At 67.0% G+C, this 25,986-nt stretch carries 20 protein-coding genes, 1 tRNA gene and 1 rRNA gene; 5 read left to right on the forward strand and 17 right to left on the reverse strand.

What is annotated here, in order from left to right; translation table 11 throughout:
• Positions 1-59 precede the first annotated feature (59 nt).
• Positions 60-174: ribosomal RNA gene (rrf, locus tag BM360_RS00005) — 5S ribosomal RNA — on the forward strand.
• A gap of 98 nt (positions 175-272) precedes the next feature.
• Positions 273-349 (forward strand) — tRNA-Met (locus BM360_RS00010).
• A 502-nt stretch (positions 350-851) separates the two neighbouring features.
• On the opposite strand, the gene BM360_RS00015 is transcribed toward BM360_RS00010, so the two are convergent.
• From BM360_RS00015 to BM360_RS00030, 4 genes are all read right to left on the reverse strand, one after another.
• The gene (locus BM360_RS00015) at positions 852-3,503 is read right to left on the reverse strand and encodes a M14 family metallopeptidase (RefSeq protein WP_242653221.1); all 2,652 of its coding nucleotides are present in this window, start codon (positions 3,501-3,503) and stop codon (positions 852-854) included.
• 203 nt (positions 3,504-3,706) lie between these two features.
• Positions 3,707-4,849: an alkaline phosphatase gene (locus BM360_RS00020; protein ID WP_093309116.1), complete on the reverse strand. Its 1,143-nt coding sequence runs from the start codon at positions 4,847-4,849 to the stop codon at positions 3,707-3,709.
• On the reverse strand, positions 4,846-5,895 hold the full coding sequence (locus BM360_RS00025) for a phytase (RefSeq protein WP_093309119.1): 1,050 nt from the start codon (positions 5,893-5,895) through the stop codon (positions 4,846-4,848). Before BM360_RS00025 ends, BM360_RS00020 begins: the two co-directional genes overlap by 4 nt.
• Entirely contained in the window at positions 5,895-8,822 is a 2,928-nt protein-coding gene (locus BM360_RS00030) for a TonB-dependent receptor (RefSeq protein ID WP_093309122.1), read from the reverse strand. The genes BM360_RS00025 and BM360_RS00030 overlap by 1 nt, the downstream gene beginning before the upstream one ends.
• A gap of 237 nt (positions 8,823-9,059) precedes the next feature.
• Here BM360_RS00030 and BM360_RS00035 point away from each other — a divergent pair, with 237 nt between their 5' ends.
• Positions 9,060-10,508, forward strand: a complete 1,449-nt coding sequence (locus tag BM360_RS00035; protein ID WP_207544509.1) for a glycoside hydrolase 5 family protein — start codon at positions 9,060-9,062, stop codon at positions 10,506-10,508.
• Positions 10,509-10,513: 5 nt separating this feature from the next.
• Here the strand turns inward: BM360_RS00035 and BM360_RS00040 are convergent, their stop codons facing one another.
• The 3 genes from BM360_RS00040 to BM360_RS00050 form a co-directional block, all read right to left on the reverse strand.
• Positions 10,514-10,930: an OsmC family protein gene (locus tag BM360_RS00040; protein ID WP_242653222.1), complete on the reverse strand. Its 417-nt coding sequence runs from the start codon at positions 10,928-10,930 to the stop codon at positions 10,514-10,516.
• Positions 10,931-11,076: 146 nt separating this feature from the next.
• Entirely contained in the window at positions 11,077-11,523 is a 447-nt protein-coding gene (msrB, locus tag BM360_RS00045; RefSeq protein ID WP_093309127.1) for a peptide-methionine (R)-S-oxide reductase MsrB, read from the reverse strand.
• A gap of 59 nt (positions 11,524-11,582) precedes the next feature.
• The gene (locus tag BM360_RS00050) at positions 11,583-12,686 is read right to left on the reverse strand and encodes an L-dopachrome tautomerase-related protein (protein WP_093309128.1); all 1,104 of its coding nucleotides are present in this window, start codon (positions 12,684-12,686) and stop codon (positions 11,583-11,585) included.
• 204 nt (positions 12,687-12,890) lie between these two features.
• On the opposite strand from BM360_RS00050, the gene BM360_RS00055 reads away from it, so the two are divergent.
• Both BM360_RS00055 and BM360_RS00060 read left to right on the forward strand, forming a co-directional pair.
• Positions 12,891-13,670 carry a Crp/Fnr family transcriptional regulator gene (locus BM360_RS00055; RefSeq protein WP_165611155.1) on the forward strand — a complete coding sequence of 260 codons (780 nt, stop codon included), beginning with the start codon at positions 12,891-12,893 and terminating at the stop codon, positions 13,668-13,670.
• 62 nt (positions 13,671-13,732) lie between these two features.
• Entirely contained in the window at positions 13,733-15,346 is a 1,614-nt protein-coding gene (locus tag BM360_RS00060; RefSeq protein ID WP_093309131.1) for an FAD-dependent oxidoreductase, read from the forward strand.
• Positions 15,347-15,356: 10 nt separating this feature from the next.
• Here the strand turns inward: BM360_RS00060 and BM360_RS00065 are convergent, their stop codons facing one another.
• From BM360_RS00065 to BM360_RS19405, 10 genes are all read right to left on the reverse strand, one after another.
• Positions 15,357-16,769, reverse strand: a complete 1,413-nt coding sequence (locus BM360_RS00065; protein WP_093309133.1) for an FAD/NAD(P)-binding protein — start codon at positions 16,767-16,769, stop codon at positions 15,357-15,359.
• 32 nt (positions 16,770-16,801) lie between these two features.
• Positions 16,802-19,195, reverse strand: a complete 2,394-nt coding sequence (locus BM360_RS00070; RefSeq protein ID WP_093309134.1) for a DUF3772 domain-containing protein — start codon at positions 19,193-19,195, stop codon at positions 16,802-16,804.
• A 65-nt stretch (positions 19,196-19,260) separates the two neighbouring features.
• Positions 19,261-20,307, reverse strand: a complete 1,047-nt coding sequence (locus BM360_RS00075) for a patatin-like phospholipase family protein (RefSeq protein ID WP_093309136.1) — start codon at positions 20,305-20,307, stop codon at positions 19,261-19,263.
• 78 nt (positions 20,308-20,385) lie between these two features.
• A complete protein-coding gene (locus BM360_RS00080) occupies positions 20,386-20,808 on the reverse strand; it encodes a c-type cytochrome (protein WP_093309137.1) in 423 nt (140 codons plus the stop codon).
• A complete protein-coding gene (locus BM360_RS00085; RefSeq protein ID WP_093309139.1) occupies positions 20,801-21,679 on the reverse strand; it encodes a cytochrome c oxidase assembly protein in 879 nt (292 codons plus the stop codon). Before BM360_RS00085 ends, BM360_RS00080 begins: the two co-directional genes overlap by 8 nt.
• Positions 21,667-21,975, reverse strand: coding sequence for a hypothetical protein (locus BM360_RS00090; protein ID WP_093309142.1), 309 nt, complete (start codon positions 21,973-21,975; stop codon positions 21,667-21,669). Before BM360_RS00090 ends, BM360_RS00085 begins: the two co-directional genes overlap by 13 nt.
• The gene (locus BM360_RS00095) at positions 21,972-22,589 is read right to left on the reverse strand and encodes a cytochrome c oxidase subunit 3 (RefSeq protein ID WP_093313500.1); all 618 of its coding nucleotides are present in this window, start codon (positions 22,587-22,589) and stop codon (positions 21,972-21,974) included. Before BM360_RS00095 ends, BM360_RS00090 begins: the two co-directional genes overlap by 4 nt.
• Positions 22,586-24,469 (reverse strand): cbb3-type cytochrome c oxidase subunit I, encoded by a 1,884-nt coding sequence (locus BM360_RS00100; RefSeq protein ID WP_093309143.1) that lies wholly within the window; start codon positions 24,467-24,469, stop codon positions 22,586-22,588. Before BM360_RS00100 ends, BM360_RS00095 begins: the two co-directional genes overlap by 4 nt.
• On the reverse strand, positions 24,466-25,455 hold the full coding sequence (gene coxB, locus BM360_RS00105) for a cytochrome c oxidase subunit II (RefSeq protein ID WP_093309145.1): 990 nt from the start codon (positions 25,453-25,455) through the stop codon (positions 24,466-24,468). Before coxB ends, BM360_RS00100 begins: the two co-directional genes overlap by 4 nt.
• A complete protein-coding gene (locus BM360_RS19405; protein ID WP_165611156.1) occupies positions 25,452-25,955 on the reverse strand; it encodes a hypothetical protein in 504 nt (167 codons plus the stop codon). Before BM360_RS19405 ends, coxB begins: the two co-directional genes overlap by 4 nt.
• Between the last annotated feature and the right edge of the window lie 31 nt (positions 25,956-25,986).

Consider the following 25,986-nt stretch of genomic DNA (forward strand, 5'->3'; position numbering starts at 1 on the left):
AGCTCAAGCATCAGGTGCATCGGTTTCTAGAACATCCTCGACACGCGCCGGCCTCATAGCTTGGTGGCCATAGCGTCCGTGACCCACCCGATCCCATCTCGAACTCGGCCGTGAAACCGGACAGCGCCGATGGTACTATCGCCTAAGTGATGGAAGAGTAGGTCGTCGCCAGGCTTTGACGCCGGCGCGTGGCACAAGGATAGCCCATTCACACGTCTCCTCCCCCAAAAGGGAGGATCCAGCCGCCCGACAAAGGCGGCTGTTCCAGTTGGCGCGGGGTGGAGCAGCCCGGTAGCTCGTCAGGCTCATAACCTGAAGGTCACAGGTTCAAATCCTGTCCCCGCAACCACCGCCACAAAAACGGCCCGGCCCCTACCCAGAGGCCGGGCCGTTTGTGCATCAGGCCCAGGTGGTCGATGACGCGAGCGGGGAGGCTAGGAGAGCTGCGAGCACAGCGTAAATAGTAGACTTCGGGTGCCCTCTCCGAGCTTCGCGCACGAGCGGGCGTATGATTAGAGCCAAGCAGGGCGATGCGCTGATCTGAGGGCAACGCAAACAAGGCGTAGTGCCGGCGGGACACCCCAAGCGGTGGGCGTTCACAGGGTGTCACGATGTCTTATTCGCCGCCTTTCTGCAGATCCGACGCTGAGTTGCTGAGCTCGTGACCCAGCGTATGTTCTAAGGCTGCACCACCCACCTGTCGCCCATGTGGGTAGACCCACTCGCATGTGAGTGACCTGAAAACGGCTCTCCAGCTTAGCTTCCGCTACGATCGGGTCAGTCCTGATCTCTCCTTAGCTCCGACATGCCGGCGGCCCTGCACCGGCAGAACTCCGGTGGAGGGCTGTGGCTTACAGCCCGAAGGTGGGCTTGTTGTAGAGGGCATCAAACAGCAGCTTGTACGTGCCGTGCGCCTGAGCCCGGTGCTGCGGGCGAAAGCCGATCAGGATGACCTCGCCCTTGCCCAGAGAGGCCGAGAGCATCGCGGCTTTGCCCTTGATCAGGTCGTCCCCAACCAGCCATCCGCTTTGCAAAACATCCTGGTCTGCATAGCGGGCAACGACCTGAACCCGCTCGTTGTGCATCTGGGGCGTAACCTCATAGACTTGGCAATCGGCGGTGAAGATGGCGAGCGCCTTGTCGGGCATGCCGAAGGCGAGCGGGTTCTTTGCATCTACCGCCATCCACAAGGTCGATCCTGGTGACCAGAACTCCTTCCCCGTCTTGCCTGCGACGACGTTCTTTACTGGCAGCTTGAACTTCTGGATCGGGAGGTCACCCGCCTGTCCGAAAGTAATCAGCCTGCCGCCAGCCCGGACGAACTCCTCGAGGGCCTTGGTGCCTGCCTCGCCGAAGCCGCTGCGATATTCGGGCGGTGTGCTCTCCAGGTTGCCGGCCTCCCAGCGAATCGGGGTTCCGGACGGAGGTGCTTCGCCGGTCATGTTCGACACGGAGTCCGACGGCAGCACAATCACGTCATACTTCTTGATGAGATTGCCAACCTTCAGGTCGGCATCCATCACGGACGTGTAGGTGAAATCATATTGTTCGAGCAGGAATCGCGTCCAGCCCTCGTCGATGTTGCCACCGCGATAGCGCTTCAGCATGGCTACGCGCGGCTTGGCGAGCGCGTAGCTCGCACCATCTGTCACATTTTCCGCAACGGCGAAGCTGACGCCCGTTGTCGCTGCCACGCCCTGCACGGCTGTGGACGAGACGCCTGAGACGATGAAGTCCCCTGCGCGAGCGTTGCCTGCGGCGGCGGTCACGCGCTTCACGGTTGCGCCGCTTTTCAGCAGCAGGTTGGCGGCGTGAAAGCTGTCGTTGAGCCTGCCGTCGAGCCGCCAGCTGCTGCCGTCAGCCACCGTGCCCGGCACCACCGCCGGCCCCGAGACGCCGACCAGACGTGCGGTGACGGGTTGCGACAGCGGATCGCTCTTAACGCCCATGAACTCGGTCATGGTGTCCGTCCCCATGTCGTAGGGCCGGATCGGTGCGCCGTCCTTGGTACGGGCGTAGCCGTCATCCGGGAACAGGGTCCGGCCGAGCAGGTAGCGGACCAGACCCTGATTGGGCTGGTTCATCGGCACCACATAGCTGCCGGCTGCGTAGGCCTTGCCCTCTTGCGTAAAGCCTTCGGGAGACTGGAAGACGTCCACCTTCTGCAGGAGCAGCGCATTGACCATCTTGCGTGCGGTGAGTGGATCATGCTGCTCCGCGCCGATCACATAGGCCTTCACCTCGGCCTCGGCGCCGCGCTGCACCTGCCGCTTCGCCTTGAAATACATGTTGCGGAGCAACAGCTGACGGTTCTTGGCGGCGAGATCGACGATCGACCATGAGGTCACCAGTTGCTGGTCGACGATGTCCCGAGGCCGCCACCAGCCGCCAAGCCACGGATCGGGCATGTTCATCTGCGGTCGGTTGTCGGGAACGTTGCGCTGGCCGCCCTGCAACTGATCGGGATGGACGTAGAGCGGCGACGCGATGTTCGCGCTGGCGGACTCGCCCAGCATGCCGGCGATGTTGTGGAACGGCGTGATCCAGTGGAAGCCGAAGTGGCCCCAGCCCGAATAGATGGCGCTGCCGATCCCGCCGGGCAGCCTTGCCGCATCGAGGTTATAGGCCATGTGAGACCCAAACCACGTCATCTCACGCCAGACAAGCGGATCTGCACCCGGGCGGATCGGATCGGCATAAGGTGGTATCGAGATGCGTGGCGTATATTGGCCCATCTGATGATGATCCATATAGGCCTGCGGTACCCACTCCCGGTACAGGATCTTGGCGATATTCTGGGACTCGGCCATGTTTAGCATGAAGGCATCACGATTATTGTCGTGGCCGACGTACTTTTGGTACATCCACGGCATCGGGCCGCCTTCGTAAGGCGTGCCGACATATTTCATGTACCAATCGTGGACCATGTCATGCCCATCGGGATTGAGCGACGGCATGATGATGGTGATGACGTTCGCCAGGACGTTCATCATCTCGGGATCGGTGCGCGTCACCATGGCATGGGTGAATTCGACGGCGGTCAGCGATGATCCGATTTCGCTGGAATGGAGATCGTAGGACTGCACGATCACGGCCTTGCCGTTCCTGACGATCTGATCGAGCTCTTCCTGGGCGACCCCGCGTGGATCGGCCAGTTTGGCGTTCATCGCTCGATATTCGTCGAGCCGGACGAGGTTCTCCGGTGCGGAGATGAACAAGGCGAGGTAGGGACGGCCTTCGGTCGACTTGCCGATCTCGACCAGCTTGATGCGGTCACTGGTTGCGGCCAGCCGCTGGTAATAAGCGACCATCTTGGCATAGGGCTCAAGCTTGCGATCGCTGCCCATACGGTGGCCGAACCAGCTTTCGGGCGTCGGCACCTGCGCCTGTGCCCCGGCGGGCACCGCGCCTGCGATCAGCGCGCTGGCTGCGAGCGCGATGGCGATGCTGCGTGATGTTCCTGCCAGCAGACGGGCCGCCCACGATCCGCTGCCTGCGCTCATCCTGTTCCCGACCATGCCCGTCCCCCGTTCAGCTTCCCTACGCCGCTGCTGTCCAGGACCGGTCTGGTCATGAACAGGGAGAAGCGGCGTTGCGCCGTCTGTCTCCGGTTGAGGAGCGTAGGGGGGAGGGGCCTAGTTGGATAGTCGTCAGCGTCTCAGGAAGTCGGGATATTAGCGCTACCATCGGGCATGCCGGACATCGATCAGCGGTCCGGTGTCCATCCATAGGCCTGCATCATCACGTCGAACAATTGCGTGTTCGGCACGAAGCCGTGCAGCTTCTCCGACCCGGGACCGGAGGCGACCGCGACGACCTCCTCGCCCGTATGCGTATCGTCGATGTCGATCAGCGGGTGCGGCCCGGCGGCTGGCTTCTGCGCCGCCGCATATTGCTGAGAGAGCGGCGTCGCGCGCAGGCCGCCGCGCAGCCGCAGGCCGAAGCTGTGATCGGCGACGAACAGGATCAGCGTATCCTTTCCCGCGATCGCGCTGACGCGGCGGATCATGTCGTCCATCTCGACCGCATGGCGCAGCCCGGCCTCGGGATCGTCGGTGTGCATGTCCCACTCGACCATCAGGAAATAGCCCTTCCGGTTCCGGCGGAGGCTGGAGATGGCAGCTTCGACGGTGGGTGTGGGCAGAAAGTCCTGGTCGCGCAGGATTGCCGAGCGCCGCACGTCCGCGGACAGGGCGGTCGGGTCATCGCCATAAAGGTAACCGGCGCGGGCGAACGCTGCAGCCGGGCTCTGCCCGAGCTTGGCGAAGGAGGTTTCGGCGTCTTTCCGGCCCTTGCCCACGAGGATGTCGACGCCGTCACCGAAGCGCGGCGCCAGCAACTGGTGGAAGATGTCGTCCCGGCCGGAGCGTGCCGCAACATGCGCATAGGTGGCCGCGGGCGTCGCGTCCCAGATCGCCTTGTTGGTGATGACGCCGGTGGAAAGACCACGCTGCTCGGCATATTCGAGCACCGTCTTAACCGGGTCCGTGCCCGAACCATCCGCGGTGGGCACGACGGAGACCATCGCGTTGTTGGTCTTCTGCCCGGTCATGATCGCTGTCATGCCCGCGCCGGAATCCGTCACCCAGCGATTGAGGGAAGATGTGTCGGACAAGGCCATGTGCGGCATCGTGTGAATGAACAGCGATTGCGGGCGATCATGCGCGAGGATGCCGGCCGCGTTGAGCGTCGGCAGACCGCCCGCATCGCCCAGGAACAGGATCACGTTGCGCGCCTTCTGCGCTTCCGCAGGGTTGGCGGCGAAGAGAGCGACCGTGCCGAGCAGGGCAGTGATCGCGCGGCGTGCGCAGGTGCGCAGCGAAACCGTGGGACGGACAGGAGGCGTCATTTCAGGTTCAGTGCCTTTGCGATGTCGCCCCAGGCGACCAGCTTGAAGTTCTGGGTGGCGGGCGCGTTGTCACCGTCCTGCGCCACCATCAGGCCGCCGGGGAAGGCGGGGCCGAAATTGCCGGGCATGATCTCGATCCCGTCCGTCTCAGACGTCGCCCCGTAGCGGCCCTGCGCAATGCGGAAGCGCCCGACGGGGGCGAGATCGGGCAGGCGCCACACGGCATAGGCATTATCGCCCTGGCTGGAGCCGATCAGCCAGCCGCCGTTCCGCCCACGTGGCGCGAGCGCGAGCCCCTCGGCATCCGCGACGAGGAAGCGTCCATCGACGCGCGGGCCGGGTATCGGCGCCGGATCCGCTGCGAAATCCGCCGCGAAGCGCCAGATGCCGACATCTTCTTCCGCCACGTAGAGCATGCCGGTGCGATCGTCGGCGACGCAGCCTTCCGATTGCGTGGTGAGACGAAGCGTGCGGACCGGCTGCGCGGTAGCGGTGCTGCCGCTCGCATCGATGCGGAACTGGTCGATGCGGCCATCCTTCATCACCACGAAGGCGAACACGGCCCTGTCGCTCGCCCGTCGCCACAGGCAGAGGCCATAGGCCTCACCGGTGCCCGCCACCGGACTGCCGAGCGGCTGCAACTTTCGGGCAGCGGGATCGAGCCGGTAGAGCGCGATCCGTGCCTGTGCCTCGTCAGACCGGTCGCTCGCCGCGACCAGGATGCCGCGACCGCCTGCCAGCATCACGCCATCGCGCAGATCGACATTGTTGAGCCGCGGCGAAGGCGCGAAATCGAGATGGCGGCCGGCCAGATCATAGAGATGCAGGCCGGCGCGCTTGTCGGTCGCGACGATCAGGCTTTCGGCGGGCCGGCGCGGATTGCGCCAGATCGCCGGATCATCCGCCGCATCCTCCCCCGTGCCGACGGGCGCGGTCTCGGCACGGGCGGTGACGTCCACCGTCCGGTCGGCCGGGAGTGGAGACGAGGATGGGGGCGCCCCCGCGCAGCCGGCGATGAGCAGCGCGAGGACAGGGGAGAGACGCATCAGAAGTTGAACCGGATACCGCCGGTGTATCGACGCCCGAACGTCTCTCGCTCAAGCGTCCGTGCACTGACACCGGCGAAACGGCGGCCGGGGCCGTTCAGCAGATTGGCGAAGTCGGCATAGACTTCAAGGTTCGGTGTGATGGCATAGCGGAGCGAGGCATCGAGCTCGTCGTCACGTGCCCAGAACTCGTCACCGCCGGTGGTGCCCCGGAAGACGCCGTTGGTCACAGCGAAGGCACCGATGGCATCGATCCACTTGGTCCGGTTCTGATAGGAAACACGCGCCGAGAAGCCGTATTTCTCGTAGAACAGGCTGGCGTTCATCACCCACTTCGACGTGCCGGGGAACATCACCTTGCGGCCGTCGGGCGTTTCGGCTTCGCTGTTGTTGTACGTGCCGTTGAGCAGGATGCCGAAGCCGCCCGTCCAGTCCGGCAAACCTAGATCCTGCTGATAGCCCTCGATCTGCTGCTGCAGGGCCGCCTCGAAGCCCCAGATGTAACCGTCGCCGCCATTGGCGATGCCGGAGAAGATGTATTGCGAACGATCGACGCCGTTCAGGTTGAGCGACTCCGAGCCGAACGGGCGTGTCGTGTTGAACAACGTGTCCTTCACGTCCTTGTAGAAGGCGCCGATCGAGAAATAGCCCTGCGGCTGCATATACCATTCGAAGTAGAGATCGACGCCCTTGGCCCGCTCGGGCTCCGCATCCGGATTGCCGCCGGAGATGGTCTGGTTGGCATCGCTGATCGTCAGGTTGGGGCGGAGCTGATCATAATCGGGGCGTGAGGCGCCCGTGTTGAACGAAAGGCGCAGCTTCTTGGTCTGATCCAGATCCCAGTTTAAGTGGAGGCTGGGATAGACGAGCGTCTGGTCACGCGGGATCGATACCAGGCTGGTGGTGGTGTTCACCGTGGCGAAGGCCGTGCTTTGGTTTTTGATATGCTCGACGCGGGCGCCGCCGACGATCGAGCCCCAATCCATCTTGGTCTCGAACATCGCGTAGCCGGCGAAGACTTCCTCACGCACGTTGTAGAAGTTGGCCGTGTTGGCGACATATTGCGCGCCGCCGGCTGCCGCCTGCTCGACCACGTCGATGGCGCGCTGCTTGCTGTGATACTGGAACAGGTAGCCGAGCGGATACTCGCCCTTGTAGGCCGGATTGCCCGGCACGGCGACCGCGGAATAGCTCAGCGGCAGTCCGTAAGGATTGGCACTGGCGCTGACGGGGATGTCCAGCAGCCGCTCGTTCGATTCCTTCTTCCGATTGTCGTATTGCGCGCCGAACAGGAACTTCGTCTCGCCGAACAGATCGGTGTCGTAGCTGAAATCGAGCTTGCCGGTGTAGGCGGTGGTGATGTCCTTGGCCTTCAGGCCGCGGACGCGGGTGAGTGCGTAGCCGGGCACGTCCTCCACCGCAGCGATCGCAGCGCCGCGGCCGAACGTGCCGTCTGCATTGCGGATCGTGCGGAACAGCGAGAAGCGCGGCTTCTGCTTGTCCGTCAGATCATAGTCGATCGTGACGCGGTTGGTGCCCGCAGTCGCGCCCGAGCCGAAGCCGGGACTGTCATAGTTGAGCTGCGCAGGCGCGGAGCGATCGTCGACCGAGCGGGTGTAGTTTCCCCGCCACCGCATCTTCAGCCGACCGAAATCGTGATCGCCGCCGACCGTGTTGGTGAAAACCGATTGGAGATACTCACGCACCAGAACGTTGGCGTTCAGGTCCACACCGTAGACAGTGCCCTGGAAGGGCGTGTTGCCGGTGCATACGTCGGCATAACCCGTCGTGCCCGAACGCGGTACAGGATTGATCGCGCACGCCGCGCTATCCGCCAGGATCGCAGCCGGCGTCGCTCCGCTGGCAAGGCGCGATTCCTGATCGTCCATGTCGACGATATAGTTGTTGCGCAGCTCGTCATCGGTGAAGGCCGAATAGATGGACGACACGAACAGCCGATGGTCCTGCGTCGGCTTCCACTCCAGCTTGCCCGAGGCGGAATAGTTGCGACGGGTCAGCCGATACAACTTGTTCTCGGTCTCGCGGGCCCAGACGCGATCGGCATTGCCCGGTCGGCGGTCCGTGGGGACGACCTCCCAGTCCGTCTCGGCATTGTCCGTCACCATGTCGCGCTGATAATAGCTGCCGGACAGGAGCACGCCGAACTCGCCGGCATCGGTATCCCAGCGGTCGGACACGACCAGCTGCCCCTCATATTCCTGCCGCTTGCCGAGTTCGACATAACCGCCGCCTGCTTTGCCGGCGACGTGGAAGCCGTTATAGTCGAATGCAGAGCGGGTGATGATGTCGACGTTGCCGGCGATGGTCTCGCCGGTCATGTTCGGCGTCACCGCCTTGCGCACGACGATCTGCGAGGCGATCGCCGACGGGATCGAGTCGAAGCGGGCGTCGCGGCCTTCGGGGCTGATGACGTTGATGCCGTCGAACGACAATGTGGTCCAGTTGATCGGTGCGCCGCGCAAGTTGATGTAGCGGGCCTGGCCCTGGTCGCGCTGTACGCCGACGCCGGGCAGGCGGCTGACCGCCTGGGCGACGTTCTGGTCGGGCAGGCGGCCGACAGCGTCCGACGCGATCACGCTGACGAGCGCAGGCGACTCCTTCTGGATGCGGAGCGCCGCGGCGACGGATTCTGCGATCGGGCGCGTGCCGGTGACCACGATCTCGTCTTCCGGGGTGGGAGTGTTCGGCGCGATCGAGGTGGACGCCGCGCTGCTGGCGGCGCTCGGCGTCTTCACCTCGGGCACCGGCCGATCGGACGTGGAGCCCGGAGGCGTTGCCGATGGCGTACCGATGATCTGCGTGGTCGCGGCATGCGCGCCCGACAGGCCGCAGGCGGTGGTGGCGATCAGCAGCGCGCGCAGCGAAGCGCGCCCGGCAACGTGCCGGGCGGCGGGATGGAATGTCATGATGTTGCCCCCAATCGGCCGCGCTTTGCCTCGCCGGCCGTTGTCGCGGCCACTATCCGGGCTCGATGACAGATCGGTTGCGACCGAATGACAGTTTGCCGAGGCGACCGAGTGGCGTTCTGGCCATTCCGGTTACCCCCGCATGCCGCTTCTCTGTCGCGCGTAGGCACTCGTAGAGGGTGTTGTCGCTGGCAGCACGGGCTGTAAGGAGCCGGCCGACAAGTAACGGAAATCTCTATGTATCTCGATCAAGCCGCGTCGCGGGAGATCTGGCCGTCAGTGCTCGGCACGCTCCCCTGGATCGAAGTCGCAAAAGGTTCGAGCTACTTCGCCGACGAGAACGGCCGGGCCTGGACGCCGATAGGCCATAACGATGCGATCAGCTGGCCGGAACTTGCCGGCCTGTTCCGCCGTCGTGATCTGCCCGCAGTCGAACGGCATCTCCGCTGGCTGGTGGATCATGGCGTTACCTGCCTGCGCCTGATGCTCGAATATGCGCAGGTGCGGCACCGCTATATCGAACGGCCGGCCGGGCGCTTCGTGCCTGCGATGGTGCAGCTCTGGGACGATCTGTTCGCGATGTGCGAACGGGTCGGGCTGCGCATCCTGCTCACCCCGGTCGATACGTTCTGGACGTGGCTGCATTGGCGCCACCATCCCTGGAGCCGTGCGAAGGGCGGCCCGTGCGAGCATCCGTCGCAGCTCCTGCTCTGCCCGGCGACACGCGAGGCGATCAAGGCACGGCTGGAGTTTGCGGTCCGGCGCTGGGGTGGATCGGGCGCCTTGTTCGCCTGGGATCTCTGGAACGAGATTCACCCAGCGCAGGCCGGCGACAGTGCCGATTGCTTCGACGAGTTCATCCACGATCTGTCGCAGCATGTCCGGCGGTTGGAGACCGAGCTTTACGGTCGAACCCATTTGCAGACCGTGTCGCTGTTCGGTCCCGAACTGGTGCTCAAGCCGCACCTCGACCTGCGCGGCCCGATCTTCCGCCACCCCGATCTCGATTTCGCGACGATCCACATCTACGCGACAGGCACGATCGACCACCCGCGCGACACCGTGGCGCCGGCGCGCGACATGGGGCGGATCGTGCGCGAATGCCTCGGCGAGATCCGCGATCACCGGCCGTTCCTCGATACCGAGCATGGGCCGATCCACAGCTTCAAGGACAAACATCGCACGCTGAGCGAGCCGTTCGACGACCAGTATTTCCGCCACATGGCATGGGCCCATCTCGCGTCCGGCGGGGCAGGCGGCGGCATGCGCTGGCCGAACCGCCATCCGCACGTCCTGACCGCGGGCATGCGGCGCGCGCAGGCGGCGATGGCGGCCTTCCTGCCGCTGGTCGACTGGACCTGCCTGCGTCCGCGCAACCTCAATGAGGAGACGGCGGCGCCCGGCTTCCACGCCTTTGCGTGCGGAGACGAGCGGCAGCTGATCGCTTGGCTGGTGCGTCGGGGTGGCCGCGATGCCAACGGCATGGTGCCGGCTGACGTGATACCCCGTTCGACCCGCATGTCGCTGCCCTGTGAGGTGGGAGGCACGTGGCGCTATCGCCTGTTCGACACGGTCCTGGGTGTCTGCGGTGACGAGACGGACGTCATTGCGACGGATGGTCGGCTGGACATCCCGTTGGCCGCCGCGGGTGCAGACGTGGCATTGGTTGCAAAGCGCCTGCGCTGACTTGCTCAGTCGGTCGTGGGCTCTGCCAACCGGATTGTCGCGGCATGACGCACCGGGAAGTTCACCGAGCGCGCGATGAAGCACATCGCATGCGCTTTGGCGTGGAGCGCTTCAGCCAAGTCGGGATCGCAGCCGGACGCAATCACCACCTCGGGCCGGAGCAGCACTTCGCTGAACTGCCCGGCACCGCTCGCGTCCTCGATCATCACGCCCTCGGCCTCGTCGCGATAGTGCTCCACAACGATGCCCGCACCGGCGCACAGGCCGAGATACCAGAGCTTGTGGCACGCGGAGAGCGAAGCGAGCAGCAGCTCCTCGGGGTTCCAGCGGGCGGGGTCGCCCCGGAAACTCGGATCGGACGATCCCGCGATCGGCGGCTTACCCGCCGCTTCGATCAGATGCGCACGCGAATAGCCGGCCATGGAACGCGTCCCCGCGCCCTCATTGCCGGTCCATTCAACGGTGACCGAATAACGATGTTCGCGACCAGCCATGCGCCTGACCCCGCTTCACTCCACGGCCGGACGTTATCAGTCCGACCTCCGCGATTGAAGCCGGGAGACGAGGATCAACGCGTCTCAACCTGATCCAGATACGCGCCATAACCCTGCGCCTCCATCTCGCTCTTCGGCACGAAGCGAAGCGAGGCGGAATTGATGCAATAGCGCAGACCGCCGCGATCGCGGGGGCCGTCGTCGAACACGTGACCGAGATGGCTGTCGCCGTGCGTCGAGCGGACTTCCGTGCGGACCATCCCGTGCGTGCGATCGGTCAGCTCCGCGACGTTTGCGGGCTCGATCGGCTTGGTGAAGCTCGGCCAGCCGCAGCCGGACTCATATTTGTCGGACGACGCGAACAGCGGCTCACCCGACACGATGTCGACGTAGATGCCGGCTTCCTTGTTGTAGAGAAGCTCGCCAGTGCCGGGCCGCTCGGTGCCGTTGCGCTGGGTGACGTGGAACTGCTCGGGCGTGAGGCGGGCGATCGCCTCTTCGGACTTCTGATAGCTGGGCATGTTCGGCTCCGGATGTTTCCGGTGAGATGGTCGTGCGGCATGGCCGCGGCAAGGTGCGGCTACTGCACCGGCGCAAAGGAGAATAATTCGGTGCGGATCGAGGGCGGAGCGCCCGGCGTGAACCACTGCGTGTCCTGAATGTGGCTGGCGGTGACGTAGATCCGTCCATCCGGCCCTTCGGCAAACGTGTCCGGCCAGCGCAGCCGCCGATCGGTCAGCACCGTCTCCACCGCCGATCCGTTCAGCCGCTTGATCGAGTAATCCGTCGGTGAGGTGAGATAGAGGACGCCCGCCTTGCTCATCCACAGGCCATCGGCGACATGCGTCTGCGTGACGACGCGGACCGCGGCTGCGCGCTTCTGCTCCTCGACATCCTGCGCCAGCAACGCAGTGTCGATGGCGTAGAGCGTCTTGCCCGTCAGCGCCTGATAATAGAGCGTCTTGCCGTTGTTCGAGATGGCGATGCCATCGGCCGCAAACATCGGCTGGCGCCCGTCCGGACGGCGCAGCGGCTTGCCGTCGAGCGTGACCGTCACCGTCTTGTCAACCTGCGTGGAAGAGTGGCCGTCCAGCGTCCGCCAGCTACGGCCGCTCTCCAGATCGACGACGATGATCGCGCCGCGCGTTCCGCTGTCGGTGATGTATCCGATGCGGCCATCGGGCGAGAAGCGGATGTCATTCAGGTATGTGCCCTGCAATGCCACGGTCTCGGGCACCGGGATGACCTTGCTGACCTTGTTGGTCTTAAGGTCGATCTTCACCAGCTTGGGCGCGCCCGGCAGAATTTTCTCGTTGCCCGGAGCGCCGGGATCGAGCACCCACAGATTGCCTTGCTTATCCGGTACGATCGACTGGACGCAGACAAAATGCTCGCCGACCGGCAGTTCGTTCGCGCGCGCATTGCGCCATGCATTCCACTTCGCGTCCGGATAGGGGCGGAGCGAGCCGTTCGGCAGAACTTCCGCGACCGAGATCGGCGCATCGTCCGTCCAGCGAGGGAAATTGACGAAGCGGCGCCCATCCGCGGCGACCGCGACGCCGGTCACCTGATGGTCGAACCGGGCGATCTGCGTCAGCGGCCCGGTGGCTCGCTGTGCGACGGCGGCACTGCCTGCCAGCGCAGCAAGCGTGGCAAGGCCGAGAAGGTGGCGTGTCTTCATCATCGGATTGCTCCTGTTTGGAGGAGCGCGGCCACGCGATGCGGCTGCACGTGGGGCACAGAACGGCCGCGAGGCCGGCAGGTTCACTCGATCGGAGGCGCGATCACATCGACTTAACCGACCCGCTCTGATGCGACACCGTGCCGGCTGTTGTTCCGCTCGCGAACTGGTCGTGTTACCCCGATGTTTCATAATGGGGGGGCATGGATGAGCGTAATGGAAGGATCGTCGGCGGCGACCGATGCGGCTCGCAATAACGAGAGCCTGGTTCGCCAGGCTGGCATCGGCAATCTTCTGCTGGCGTCGCTCAATCCCGACGACTTCGCTCTGCTTGCACCGCATCTCCAGCGTGTTCAACTTGAGCTGAACTCGGTCATCGCGCAGGCAGGTGCGCCGATCGACACCCTCTTTTTCCCCGAGGCCGGCGTGATCGGCTTCGCGGACGTGCTGAAGGATGGTCAGCGGCTTGCCGTGGCGCTGACCGGGCGTGACGGCTTCGTCGGCTGGCCATTGGTGCTGGGCAATGATCGTTGGCCGCACCAAGCCATCGTCCGAGCGGAGCGTGGCACCGCGCTTCGCATCCGCGCGGCGGATCTGGTGCCGATCCTCGCCGGCAATGAACGGATCCGCACGACCTTGCTGCGCTACGCCAGCAGCCTCGTCGCGCAGATGGCGCGCACCATCGTGTCGAACCTGATCCACCCGGTCGAATGCCGCACGGCGCGCTGGCTGCTCCTCTACCATGATCGCGTGCAGGGCGACGAGATCGCGATCACGCATGAGGAATTGGGCGTGATGCTCGGCGTGCGCCGCTCCAGCATCACCGATGCCCTGCACCAGCTGGAAGGCGCCGGCGCTGTCAGAGGCTATCGCGGCCGCGTGCTGGTGCGGGATCGCGCCCGACTGGAGGCGCTGGCGGGCGAGACCTACGGCTTTGCCGAGGCGGAATATCGCCGCCTGCTCGCGCCGACCGCTGCCCTCGCTTGAGGAGGACAGAGAGTTACGCCTGCGTTATGGACGGATGATCCGGGCGCGGGAGGGCGACACACGTGGAAACGATCGGGCGAGACCTGCGGGAGATGCAACGGACGCCGCTCGCGCCATCGCACGTGGCAGCGTTGCGGGCGGCGGGCACCGTCGAGACCTATCCAGCGGGCACCTTCCTCGCCCGCCCCGGGGAGCCGGCCGACCGCTTCCTCTATGTCGAGGATGGCGAGATCGAGGTGGTGAACGCGATCACGGGTGAGCGGCACCTGCCGTCCACGCTCGGCCCGACGCAGTTCATGGGGGAGATCGCCTTCCTCGACGGCGGAAATTGGACAATGCCGATGCGCGCCGCTCGGGAGACGCGCGTGATCGCGGTGCCACGCGCCGCCATGCTGAAGCTGATGGCCGAGATCCCGGAGATGTCGGACATCGTCATCACCGTCCTGTCCGCGCGGCGCAGACGGCAACTGGACGCGCATGACAGCACTCTGGTGCTGATCGGCGAGGATGAGGATCGGGAGGTCCGCCGTATCGCCGACTTCGCCAGCCGCAACCGCATCCCTTACGCGTCGCTGCCGCTCGGCAGCCCCGAGGCGGACGCCGCCGCGGCGAGCTACTCCACCCCGGCGGGCCGACCGGCGGTGATCTTCGGCCGCGAGCTGATCGACGCGCCGACGCCCGACAAGGTATCCCGCCTGCTCGGCTGCAACCGTGATCTGATCGACGATGAAGCATTCGATGTGCTGATCGTCGGCGGCGGCCCGGCGGGGGTTGCGGCGGGCGTCTATGCCGGTGCCGAGGGGCTACGCGCGCTGGTGGTGGAGGATATCGCCATTGGCGGGCAGGCCGGCACATCCAGCCGCATCGAAAACTACATGGGCTTTCCCACCGGCATCTCGGGCGCCGATCTGGTGTGGCGGGGCGAGGTGCAGGCGATGAAATTCGGCACCCGCTTCGCCATGCCGCGGCGCGTCGCCAAGCTCGAGGTGCTGGCGGAAGGGGGCTTTTGCGCCACGTTCGACAATGGCCAGCGGGTCCGCGCGGGTGCGGTGGTGGTGGCGGCGGGCGTGCAATATCGCCGCCTGCCGATCGATCGTCTGGGCGAGTTCGAGGGGGCGGGCGTCTATTACGCCGCAACCGAGAATGAGGCGCGCTATTGCCGCGGATCGGAGGCGATCGTCATCGGTGGAGGCAATTCGGCGGGGCAGGCGGCGATGCACCTCAGCCGATCCGCCGCGCATGTCCGCCTGCTGGTGCGCGGCGGGTCGCTGGCCTCGTCCATGTCCAGCTACCTGTCGAGCCGGCTGGAGGCCGACCCTGCCGTCACGATCGAATATGGCGCCGAGGTCGTTGCGCTGAGTGGCGCGGATACGCTGGAGGCGGTGACGATCCGCAGTGCTCGAGACGGGCAGGAGCGTGTCGTGGAGAGCTGCGCGATGTTCGTCATGGTCGGCGCCGCGCCGAACACTGGCTGGCTGGCGGACATGGTCGCGCTGGACGACAAGGGCTTCATCCTGACGGGCGATCGTGTCGGCGGCGGATCGCCCTATGCCACCTCGCATCCCGGCATCTTCGCGGTGGGCGATGTGCGCGCGGGCTCGGTGAAACGCGTGGCGTCGTCGGTTGGGGAGGGCTCCGTCGTCATCTCCGCCGTCTGGAGCTTTCTCAACCCCTGACCGGCCGGATCTACAGCCCTTCGCCTTCGACCCAGTGGGCGTTGGACAGGCGGCGCGCGACCGACCAGGTCTGCCGCCGCAGATCGGGCACCGCGACGATCTCCCAGAAGGCACCCCGCGTCATCGGGCCGAGCGCCAGCAACCGCGGATTGGCGCGGCCATTGACGTCGATCGTCTCCGCATTCGCCGTCACATCGATGCCCAGCCGGTGCGGATCGGCCCGGATCTGGCCGGAGGCGAGCAGCAGGCGCAACAGCGGCTCGCGCGTGCGCAGGACATCGCCCTGCGGGCCGGTGCAGTTGATCAGCCGGCGAACGCGAAGGTGACGGGCGGCGGTGAGCCCGCCACGCGGGACGAAGTCGACATCCAGGCCGCCATCCCGCGCCGCGCAGGCGGCGATGCGCCCGCCGGCAATCTCCAGCCGTCCATCGTCGATCAGCGTCTGCAGCCGTTCGGCGACGGCGGGCGCTAGGCGATGGCGATGCACGTCCCACCAGGGCCGCAGATGCCGCAGGAAGCGGCGCTGCTCCTCGACCGGCGCGGCCAGCCACATGCCCTGCGTGTGCGGCCGCAACTCGTCGACCGCCGCACGCCAGCCGATCGCATCGGCCCGGGCACGGACGGTGGCGAGCAGGTCCGCGCCATGACCGGCCGGGCGGGTGGCAAGGGGCTTCGGGACACTATCGGCATGGGCGCGCGGCATCAGCCCGCGCCGCGAAAGCGCAACGATGCGCCCGCCGAAGCCGGCTGAGTCGAGCGTCAGCACCGCATCGACCATCGTCAGGCCGGTGCCGAGGATCAGGACCGTATCGTCGACGCGGAGCCCGGCGGTGAGATCGTCGCTCCACGGATCGGCGGTGTAGAGGTCGGCGGGCAGCGCCGCCCCGTCCACCCCCGGCGGGTGATGCGGCGGCAGGTTGCCCAGCGCCAGCACGGCGGCGTCAGCCGTCAGCGTGGCGCCGCTGTCCATGCCGAGATCGACGCGATCGGGGCGGAGCGACACGTCGGTTGCGCTGTCGTGCAGCAGGGTCAACCGGCCGGGCGCTTTCTCCTGCGTCGTGCGCAGCAGTTCGGCGAGGTAATCGCCATAGTCGCGCCTTGTGGCGAAGCCGCCGGTGGTGCCGTGGCCGCGCGCCGCCAGCCAGCGGACGAAGTGATCGGGCACGTCCGGCAGCGCGCTCATGTTCGCCGCGCGCACGTTCAACAGGTGTGCCGGGTTCGGCGTGGAGTAAGCCACGCCGCGGCCGAACGCGCCGCGCCGCTCGATCAGGGTAACGCGCGGTCCATCGTGCCGCAGCAGGTTGATCGCCTGCAACGTGCCCGAAAAGCCGGCACCGACGATCGCGATATGATCGATCTTCGGCGGCGGCTCGCTCCGCGACGGAAACGGGATGACGCGCGCCGTCGGTCGATCTTCGCTCATGCGCGCCTGTTAGGGCAGGCGATCGGGGCGGCCTAGCCCTTCGATGTAGGGACAGGCGGCGTCGCCGTCTGCCCGGCCGGCAGCGGCAGCGCGACCGGTCCGGCAAGCTCAAGCCGTTGGGGCACGGTGCCGATGTCGATCTTCTCCTCGCCCAGACGGTGCAGCAGCGCGAACAGGATCGCACTGCGCGCGCCATAAGCTGCGCGGGGGCTGGCGACATGGGCGAAGGCGTTGAATGCTACCCGGTTGTCGGCGATGCCGTCGATGAACACGGCCGGCGCCGGCTCCGCCAGCACGTCCGCGTTCGTCGCGAACAGCTCGAGCAGGATCTCGCGCACCCGGTTCGCATCGGCGGTGATCGGCACCGCGAATTGCAGCTGGATACGGCCAAGCGGGCTGGCCAGCGTCTTGTTCAGGACGCTCTTGGTGATGAGTTCGGAATTGGGGACGATCAGCGTCGAGTGATCCGCCAGCTCGATCTCGGTCGATCGCACGCTGATCCGCTTCACATCGCCCTCGTCGGTGCCGATGCGGACGAGATCGCCGATCTTCACCGGCCGCTCCGCGAGCAGGATCAGGCCGGAGACGAAGTTCTGGGTGATCGCCTGAAGACCGAAGCCGATGCCGACCGACAATGCGGAAAGCAGCAGCGCGATCCGCTCCACCCCGATGCCGAGTGAGGCGAGCGCCCATAGCACTGCCAGGCTCAGCCCGACATAGCGGGCGACGAGGCTGACCGAATTGCGCGCGCTGCCGTCCAGCTCGGTCGTCGGCAGATAGCGGCCGTTCAGCCACCGCCCAAACAGCTTGACCAGGGCCAGACCGATGACGAACACGAGGATCGAGCGCAGCAGGCTCCATGGCGAGAGGCTGAGCGCGCCGACGGTGATGCCCTGATTTATAGCGCCGAGCCGGCCGAACAGGGTGCCGATGCTGGTGCCGAACGGATCGAGCATGGTCGCCAGCGCCAGGAGCACCAGCGTCAACCGGATGCCGCCCGAGAGCAGCACGCCGAACTGATCGATCGCCGCGGGGCGGATGCCGACACCGCGGTGCAGCGTCTCGCCAAACCGGCTCTTGGAGGAGAAAACGGTGGTCGCCACGTCGTCGGTGGCGGCGAGCAGCAGGTAGAGCGTGCCCGAAACCACTGCCGCCCACGTCATCGTCCGCACGATGAAGCGGGACAGGCCGACATAGCCGAACAGCAATGCGCCGAGCGCGACCAGCAGCGCGATCCATGCCGCCAGCGACAGGACCGCAACCCCGGCCCGCGCCGGCGCCTCCTCCGACCCCGCCCGCAGGCGGCCGATGGTGAATAATGTGCCGCCGAGCAGAACGATGTAGGCGAGCACCTCGACGATCGCGACCGCGGTGCTGCCGATGGTGCTGGCCCCGGCGGTGCGGGTGAAGGTGTCGAGGCAGGGAACGGCGAGCGCGAGCGCGGAGAGCAGCCAGCTCCATGGGCGCAGCCGCTGCGCGGTCGCATCGTCGATCGACAGCAGCCGCCACGAGGGCTGGCTGCGCAGCAGCAACGTGCCCGCCAGCGAATTGACGAAGGCGCTGACGAACGCCGCCACCACCAGCGTGTCGAGCAGCGGGGCGGCACGCTCGCTCACCATGTCGGACCAGCGCAGGCCCTGCGCGAAGATCAGCGCGGCGAACCCAGGCAGTGCGGTGCCCACCACCACGCGCCACAGCGCATAGGCCGAGCGGCGGACGCGGTGGCCGGGCACGCCCTGCGCGACCATACGGTTCCGCCCGGCGCGCCGCAGCGCCAGACGCGCGGGGAAGAGGAGGAGCAGGGCGACGGCGAGGCCTGCCGCGGCCGGCCACGGCACCTGCCCGCGAAAGCCACGGCCCCATTCGGCGCCGATGTCCGAAAGCAGCCGGGCCCCGCGACCAAGATCGCGCGGCAGGCTCTTCAACAGGCGCGACCAGAAGGCAGGCGAGACGGGGGAGGGGGTGCGCTGCGCGATCCGCTCGCCGATCTGCTCCGCCTGCGCAGCTTCGATCTCGTCGATCAGCTGCTGCGCTTCGATGCCAAGCAGCCGGCCTCGCTTGATCGCACTGTCGAGCCCGGTGCGCTGTTGCGCCAGCAGCGTGCGCTGATTGCGCAGCTCCGGCGTTTCTGCGGCGGCCGCCGGCCCAAGCTCGGCGATCCGCGCGTCGACGAGCGCGAGCTCGGCCTGCAGGCCGGTCGCAACCGCGGCCGCATCGGTCGCAGCGGCGGTTAGTTGCTGGCGGAGCGCGTCGCGTGCGGGCTCGTCCGTCTTGGCTTCCAGCGTCCGGTCCGCCCGCGCGATCTGCGACGCAGCGACGCTGAGGCGCTTGGCTGCCTCGGTCAGCTCCATCGCCGGCTGCGCGGCGAGATGCGCCACAGGCAACAGGAGGAGGAACAGCAACACGGCGCGCAGGCAGGAGATCATCGGCGGACGATAGACGATGTGAGTGCAAGCAGGCGACCGTTCAGAGGCGCATCGTCGTCCCCAGATCACGGCCCGTCGTGGCCGATCCGGTGAACGCGCAGGCCCGCCTCGCTCGACAGCCCGACATCGCACATGCGCCGGAGCAGCCGCGCCGCGTCCCGCGTGCCGACTGCCTGACGATCCCGAAGCGTGGCGCGCGACAGGTCATACGCCTTTTCGGAGCCCGCCTCGTGCGGCAGCGGGCGATAGCTGATGTGAAACAGGTCGGTGCCCGCCACCTCCGGCGCGATCCGTGCCTCGAGCGCACGCTCGCGCACCAGCGCTTCCAGCCGCAGCCGTGTCTGCATCGCGAACAGCAGATCCTGGCTGCGCGCGAGGCTCGCCTCCAGTGAGGTGGGGGCCGCATCGTCAGGCGAGAACAGATCGACGAGGATGACGAGCGGGGTCGATGGCTGGATCCGGTCGCTGGCAAGGAACGGCTCAAGCGGTGCATTCGCCGCAAAGCCGCCGTCCGCCAGCAGCCGCTCGCCCACCTGCATGGGGGAGAAGGCCGGCATCAGCGCGCCGCTCGCCAGGACATGTTCGAGCGCGATGACATCGCCCGCCGCCGTATCGAACAGGACCACCTCGCCGGCCAGCACGTCCGTGGTCGAGATGCACAGGCGGGGCCCTGCGGAGTTCAGGCGCGCGAAGTCGATCCGGTCGGCCAGCAATCGGCGCAGCGGCTCGTTGCTGTAGAGGGCTGGGCAGGGCCCGTCCTCCTCTCGCTCGCCCGGCCAGCGCGGGCGAAACATGTTCGCCACCCCCGCGGTGCGACTAGTCAGCGCGCTGCCCCAGTTGGCGAGGTGGCGCACCCCGCCCGCCGAGGGGAGGAAGGAATTGCCTGTCTCCCGCCCGACCGTGGCCCAGAATGCGTCCAGTGCGGCGATCCGGTCGTCCGGCGGGGTTCCGGCGATCAGCGCCGCCATGATCGCGCCGATCGAGGCCCCGCCGATCGCCTGGATGTCGAGCGTTTCGTCGGCAAGCAACGTCCGCACCGCGCCCGCATGATAGGCGCCGAGCGCGAGACCGCCGCCGAGGATCAGCGTGCAAGGACGTGGGGCGTCGGCCATGGCGTGGTCTCCGGGGCGATGCTTCTGCGGCGGGATGTCGGGGGAACACGCAGGCGCGCCGGGCGATCCCGCAGTGCGTCAATTCTTCGCGTAGAGGTACGCCGCCATGTCGCGCGCGTCTCGCTCGCTCACGCCCTGTTCGGGCATGCCGCTGCCGGGCGAGATGACCTGCGGGTGGATCAACCAGCGCACCATCGCCTCCGGATCGTTGCTCAGGCGACCGGCCAGCGTGGCGCGCCGTGACACCTGCGACAGATCGGGGCCGACCTGTCCGTTTGCCCCATCGATCCCGGCGATCACGTGACAGGCGCCGCAGCCATATCGGCCAATCGCCGCACGACCGGCCTCGACCGAGCCGTGCGTGATCGCTTCCGCGCGGACGCGGTCGGCGTGGCGGGTCTGGAGATAGATCGTCATCCCGCCGATCGCGGCCGCCATCAGCGACAGGGCGATCAGCCCGCCGAGCCAGACGAGGCTGGGGGACAGGCGCCGCTCAGCCATGCGCCGGCCGCAACAGGCGCCGCATGACCAGCAAGGCCGCGCCGGCATGGACGAGGCCGCCCGGCACCCACATCAGCAGCCCGGCAAGCTGCTGGTCCTCCGCTGGCGTCAGGCCGAACGGCGCCAGGCCGAGCCGGGCGTAACCGGCATACCAAGGGCTCGGCGCAAAGGCCATCAACGCACCCAGCGCACCCGATACGATGGAGGTCACGACGAGGCACAAGGCTGCCACACCCGCCGGCGTCCGCCGCCCCAGCATCGCCGTCCAGAAGAACAGCGCGGAGACGAGGAAGGACAGATGCTGCGCCGCATGCCAGCCCTCGCTCGCCAGCGCGAGATCGAACAACGCTGGCGCATGCCACAGCCACAGCGCGGCAGCCTGAAACAGCGTGGCGGTGACAGGCGCCGAGAGGAACAGCCAAGGCATGCGAACGACGTGGCTGCGCGCGAGGGCACCGATGCCGCGCCTCCCGCCGCCCGAAAATGCCCAGAGCATCACCGCCAGCGGCTCGGCCAGCACCATCAGCGGCGCCGCCACCAGCATGATCAACTCATGCTCGAACATGTGCGCGGCGAACGACCGCTCGCCCGCCTCGTGCAGGGGGGACACGAGCGCCGCCGAGAGGATCAGCCATCCGGCGCCGAACAGCCGCGCCCGCCGGACCAACGCCGCGGCGCCGGGGCCGGAGCGCGCCCGCAAGGCACGCCAGCCGACTGCGAACAGGCCTGCGGACAGGAGCAGGGGCGCGAGGATCCACGGGTCGAGCGTCCAGCCCGGCGGCTCGTCATGCGGCCGCCCAGTGTCGTGCGCCGCCGCCACGCTCGCCAGCGCAATCGCGAGCAAGGTGGCAAGCCGCCTCAGCCGACGCATGCGGGCACGATCAAGATGGCGAGTGTCTGAAAGGAGATGGCGAGCGCGAAGATGCCCGCCACTGCCAGTGCCAGCCGCGCAAGCCAGGGATCGGCCAGCTGCCCGCCTGCCGCGCGCGATCGCCACGCCAGCCGTGCGGCAAAGCCGCAGACCGCAAGACTGGCCATGCCCCAGGCGATCCCGATCCCGCTCCGCTGGCAATCCGCGTGGAGCAAGGCGGACAGGCCCTGCTCAAACAGGAACCACGTGACGGGCGGCATGATGAGTGCGGTCCAGGCGCGGTTGCGGATGCTCATACAGCTCTCGGTGCCCAGTAGATCAGCACGTAGACCGGCAGCCAGCAGACGACCACGAAGGTCCAGTAATTGCTGTTATCCTCCACGTCGGCGAACTGATCGTCACCGACCTCATGGGTGAACAGCCATGTGCCAATGACGACGGTGTCCGCCCAGTCGGTGATGACGTGCGTCGTGTGCAGCACGAGCAGGAGCCAGATGACCGAGCCATATGCGTCGCGGTGCCAAGGCACGCCGAGATGCGCGAACTCGAACCCGCGCGGCACCAGCAGGATCAGGCCGATCACCGCCATGGCGAGCACGCCGCGGCGAACACCGGCGACGTCCTTGTTCCGCGCACAGCGCAGCACCCACAGGTTCGGCAAGGCGCTTAGCAGCAGGCCGGCGGTAAACAGGCCGCTCCACAGCAGACCGGGCAGCGCATCGCCTCTCGGTGGCCACGCCGGCGCCTGCGTCATCAGGTAGAGATAGGCCGCAGCGGCCAGCGCGAAGCCGGTGCCTTCGATCAGCATGAAGCCGATATTGCCCCACCAGACGAGGTGGCGCGCGCCGCTCGCACTGGTCGGCAGGCGAGAAAGATCGCCGACGATCTCGATCTCGCGCGGGCCCGTCATGCCTTCGCCTCCGCGGCACCTGCGCGCGGGCGCGTCGGCCAGAACCACGCGGTCAACGCGGCCCCAATCGGCAGAGCGCCGGCAACGATCGCCCAAGGCGTGAAGATGCTGCCGATGAACATCGCCGTGGTGGCGAGCGCGGCGAGCAGCGGTGCGATGGAGGGCGGTGCACTCTTCTGGCGATAAAGCGGTGCCGCGTCCGCGACGGAGGTGACCAGCACCTCGCGCCGATCGAGCGCGAGGCCCTCCATCACCCTCAACGGGCCGTCGCGCCACATCGGCGTCAGGCTATCCACCCGCGGCGTATAGGGAAGGTTCCAGGCTGGCGTCGGGGAGGCGCTTGCCCACTCCAGCGTCGATCCGCCCCACGGATCGGGGCCCGACACGCGCCCGCGCCAATAGCTCCACAGCGCATTGCCGACGAAGACGAGGCCGCCTGCCACCGCGATCGCGCTGCCCGCGGTCGCCACCTGGTTCAGCGTCTCCCAGCCGAGCCCCGCGGGGTAGGTGTAGACGCGGCGCGGCATGCCGAGCAGGCCGAGCAGGTGCATCGGCGCGAAGCCGAGATTGAAGCCGCCGACGATCAGCCAGAAGGCAATCCGCCCCAAACGCTCCGACAGCAGACGTCCGGTCGCTTTCGGGTACCAGTAGCAGAACGCGCCGAAGAGCGGGAACATCGCCCCGCCGACCAGCACGTAGTGGAAATGCGCGACGACGAAGTAGGTGTCCGTCAGCTGCAGATCGAGCGCGGCAGACGCGGTCATGATACCCGACAGGCCGCCGATCACGAAAGTGGCGAGAAAACCGACGACCCACAGCATCGGCGTGTCCAGCCGCGGCCGCCCGCTCCAGATCGTCGCGATCCAGCAGAAGATCTGCATGCCCGCGGGCAGCGCGATCGCCATGCTGGCGGCGGTGTAGAAGTCATTGCCTAGCCGCGGCAGGCCGACGGCGAACATGTGGTGCACCCACAGCCCGAAGGCCAGCGCACCGATCGCCATGATCGACAGCACGATGGCATTGTGCCCGAACAGCGGCCGGCGCGAGAACGTCTCGACGATGGCCGAGACGAAGCCAGTCGCCGGGATGAAGATGATGTAGACCTCCGGGTGGCCGAAGAACCAGAACAGGTGCTGGAACAGCAGCGCATCGCCGCCGCCCGCTGGCGAGAAGAAGTGCGTGGAGACAAGCCGGTCGGCGATCAGCATGCTCGTCACCAGCATGATCGCGGGCATCGACAGGATGGTCATGATTGACGCGATCAGCATCGCCCAGAGGAAAACGGGCATGCGCGCCAGCGTCATGCCCGGCGGCCGCATCTTGAGGATCGTCGCCGCGACGTTCACGGACGCGGCCAGTGCCGCCACCTCGGTGAAGGTGATCATCTGAGCCCAGATGTCAGCCCGGTGGCCGGGCGAGTAGGCTGGGCCTGAGAGGGGCGGATATTCGAACCAGCCGAGATCGGGCGTCACGTCTGCCGCATGTGCCAGCCACAGGGTCAGCACGCCGCCGAGATAGAGCCAGAAGCTGAAGGCGCCCAATCGCGGGAACGCCATGTTGCGCGTGCCCAGCATTAACGGCACCAGCCAGAGCGCCATCGCCTCCATCAGCGGCACGGAGACAAGGAACAGCATCGTCGAGCCGTGCAGCGAAAAGCTCTCATTATAGAGCTGCGGCCCCATGCGGGTGTTTTCGGCGGTCGACAGCTGCCACCGCATGTCGAGCGCGAGCATGCCGGCAAGGAACATCAGCAGCAGCGCGGTGACGACGTAGCGCGCGGCGATCCGCTTGTGATCCACCGTCGTGAGGAAGCCCCACAGTCCGGGCGCATCGCGCCATGTCGCATCGAGTTGCGGGACGCGTTCGAGATCGGCGATCATCGCAGCGTTGTCAGATAGGAGGAGAGGGCGTCCGCATCGGCGGGCCGGAGCGGGACGGCGGGCATGGACGTGCCGGGCTTCAGCGCCTGCGGCTGTGCGATCCAGCCCTGCAGGCCGCCCCGGCTCATCGGCAACGTACCCGCGGCGATGGAGCGGCGGCTGGCGAGATGCGTCAGATCGGGTCCCGCACGCCCCGCAGCAGGCGTGCCGCGCACGGCGTGGCAGATGCCGCACGGGCCGGCGAAGACTGCAGCGCCTTGGGCCGCCCGCGGTCCCGCCGGTGCAGCCGCGGGGCGGCCCTGTTCGGCAAGCCAAGAGTCGAACGTGGTCGCATCCTCCACCTTCACGTCGAGTGCCATGTGCGCGTGCTGCGCGCCGCAGAATTCGGCACATTGGCCGCGGTACCAGCCAGCGCGCCGAGGAGTCAGGTCGAGCAGGTTGCGTCGCCCCGGGATCATGTCGATCTTGCCCGCGACGTTCGGCACCCAGAAGCTGTGGATCACGTCCGCCGAGCCGAGCAGCACGCGCGTCGTGCGGCCGAGTGGCAGGTGCAGTTCGTTCGCGGTTTCGATCCAGCGACCGGCCGCATCGCGATATTCGATCCGCCACCACCATTGATGCCCGGTGACGCGTACCTCCATCGCTGGCTGTGCGCGCGTGGCGAACAGCGCGCGATCGGCGAGGAAGCTGCCGACGATGAGCACGGTCAGGCCGGCCACGATGACGCCCGCCGTCACTCCGAGCCCGCGTCCGAGTGCCGCATCGCTCGGCTCATTGTCACCGGCGGCGGCCGGACGCCGCCGCCACAGGCTCCAGGCGAGGCCACCCAGCACCAGCAGGTAGATCACGCCGCACACCGCCACCATCAGCAGCAACAGGCCATGCAGCGCTGCCGCCTGATCGCCGGCCGGGGCCAGCGGCGACTGGATGCCGCCGCAGCCGGATACGAACACGCAGAGGAGCGAAACTCGGAGAAGTCGCTTCATTGCGGACCTGACCATGTCGCGCCCTGCGGCTCCGCCTTCTGGTCGCGCGCCGTGCGCATCCTCTTCTCCGCCTTATGCGCCGGCAGGTCGCGAACGAAGGCAGTGAGTTGCCACAGCACCTCAACCGGCACGCGGCGATCATAAGCGAGCCTGCCGTGTCTGTCGGCGATTGCGGTGAACAGATCGGCAAAGCCGTCGCCATGTTTCCACTGCGTGTCGCCAAGGTTCAGGACGCCCGTCGCACCTTCGGCATGGCAGCCGCCGCAGCCATACCAGCCGAAATATCGGCCGCCCTGCGCTACCTGGTAGACGTTCGCCTGATAGGCGGGGATGCGCGGATCGGCGTTGCTGATGGGCCGTGTCTGCGGCGCCGTCGGCCCAAGCTGCCGCGCCTCGCTGCTGCACCCGCCGAGCACCGCGACCAGCAGAGGGGCGGCCCAGCATGGTGCTCGCCGGGTCAGCGCGGGGCTGACAGGACCAGGCGGGCGGACGAAGATCATGCCAGAGGTCTAGGGCGCATAATTGCTGCGG

Source organism: Sphingomonas jatrophae, from assembly GCF_900113315.1.
In the GTDB taxonomy this organism is placed as follows: Bacteria; Pseudomonadota; Alphaproteobacteria; order Sphingomonadales; family Sphingomonadaceae; genus Sphingomonas_P; species Sphingomonas_P jatrophae.

Excerpts from the sequence above, each read along its gene's own strand:
- BM360_RS00015 (WP_242653221.1), bottom strand. The coding sequence starts at position 3,503 with ATGAGCGCAGGCAGCGGATCGTGGGCGGCCCGTCTGCTGGCAGGAACA.
- BM360_RS00020 (WP_093309116.1), bottom strand. The coding sequence starts at position 4,849 with ATGACGCCTCCTGTCCGTCCCACGGTTTCGCTGCGCACCTGCGCACGC.
- BM360_RS00025 (WP_093309119.1), bottom strand. The coding sequence starts at position 5,895 with ATGCGTCTCTCCCCTGTCCTCGCGCTGCTCATCGCCGGCTGCGCGGGG.
- BM360_RS00030 (WP_093309122.1), bottom strand. The coding sequence starts at position 8,822 with ATGACATTCCATCCCGCCGCCCGGCACGTTGCCGGGCGCGCTTCGCTG.
- BM360_RS00035 (WP_207544509.1), top strand. The coding sequence starts at position 9,060 with ATGTATCTCGATCAAGCCGCGTCGCGGGAGATCTGGCCGTCAGTGCTC.
- BM360_RS00040 (WP_242653222.1), bottom strand. The coding sequence starts at position 10,930 with ATGGCCGGCTATTCGCGTGCGCATCTGATCGAAGCGGCGGGTAAGCCG.
- msrB (WP_093309127.1), bottom strand. The coding sequence starts at position 11,523 with ATGCCCAGCTATCAGAAGTCCGAAGAGGCGATCGCCCGCCTCACGCCC.
- BM360_RS00050 (WP_093309128.1), bottom strand. The coding sequence starts at position 12,686 with ATGATGAAGACACGCCACCTTCTCGGCCTTGCCACGCTTGCTGCGCTG.
- BM360_RS00055 (WP_165611155.1), top strand. The coding sequence starts at position 12,891 with ATGAGCGTAATGGAAGGATCGTCGGCGGCGACCGATGCGGCTCGCAAT.
- BM360_RS00065 (WP_093309133.1), bottom strand. The coding sequence starts at position 16,769 with ATGAGCGAAGATCGACCGACGGCGCGCGTCATCCCGTTTCCGTCGCGG.
- BM360_RS00070 (WP_093309134.1), bottom strand. The coding sequence starts at position 19,195 with ATGATCTCCTGCCTGCGCGCCGTGTTGCTGTTCCTCCTCCTGTTGCCT.
- BM360_RS00075 (WP_093309136.1), bottom strand. The coding sequence starts at position 20,307 with ATGGCCGACGCCCCACGTCCTTGCACGCTGATCCTCGGCGGCGGTCTC.
- BM360_RS00080 (WP_093309137.1), bottom strand. The coding sequence starts at position 20,808 with ATGGCTGAGCGGCGCCTGTCCCCCAGCCTCGTCTGGCTCGGCGGGCTG.
- BM360_RS00085 (WP_093309139.1), bottom strand. The coding sequence starts at position 21,679 with ATGCGTCGGCTGAGGCGGCTTGCCACCTTGCTCGCGATTGCGCTGGCG.
- BM360_RS00090 (WP_093309142.1), bottom strand. The coding sequence starts at position 21,975 with ATGAGCATCCGCAACCGCGCCTGGACCGCACTCATCATGCCGCCCGTC.
- BM360_RS00095 (WP_093313500.1), bottom strand. The coding sequence starts at position 22,589 with ATGACGGGCCCGCGCGAGATCGAGATCGTCGGCGATCTTTCTCGCCTG.
- BM360_RS00100 (WP_093309143.1), bottom strand. The coding sequence starts at position 24,469 with ATGATCGCCGATCTCGAACGCGTCCCGCAACTCGATGCGACATGGCGC.
- coxB (WP_093309145.1), bottom strand. The coding sequence starts at position 25,455 with ATGAAGCGACTTCTCCGAGTTTCGCTCCTCTGCGTGTTCGTATCCGGC.
- BM360_RS19405 (WP_165611156.1), bottom strand. The coding sequence starts at position 25,955 with ATGATCTTCGTCCGCCCGCCTGGTCCTGTCAGCCCCGCGCTGACCCGG.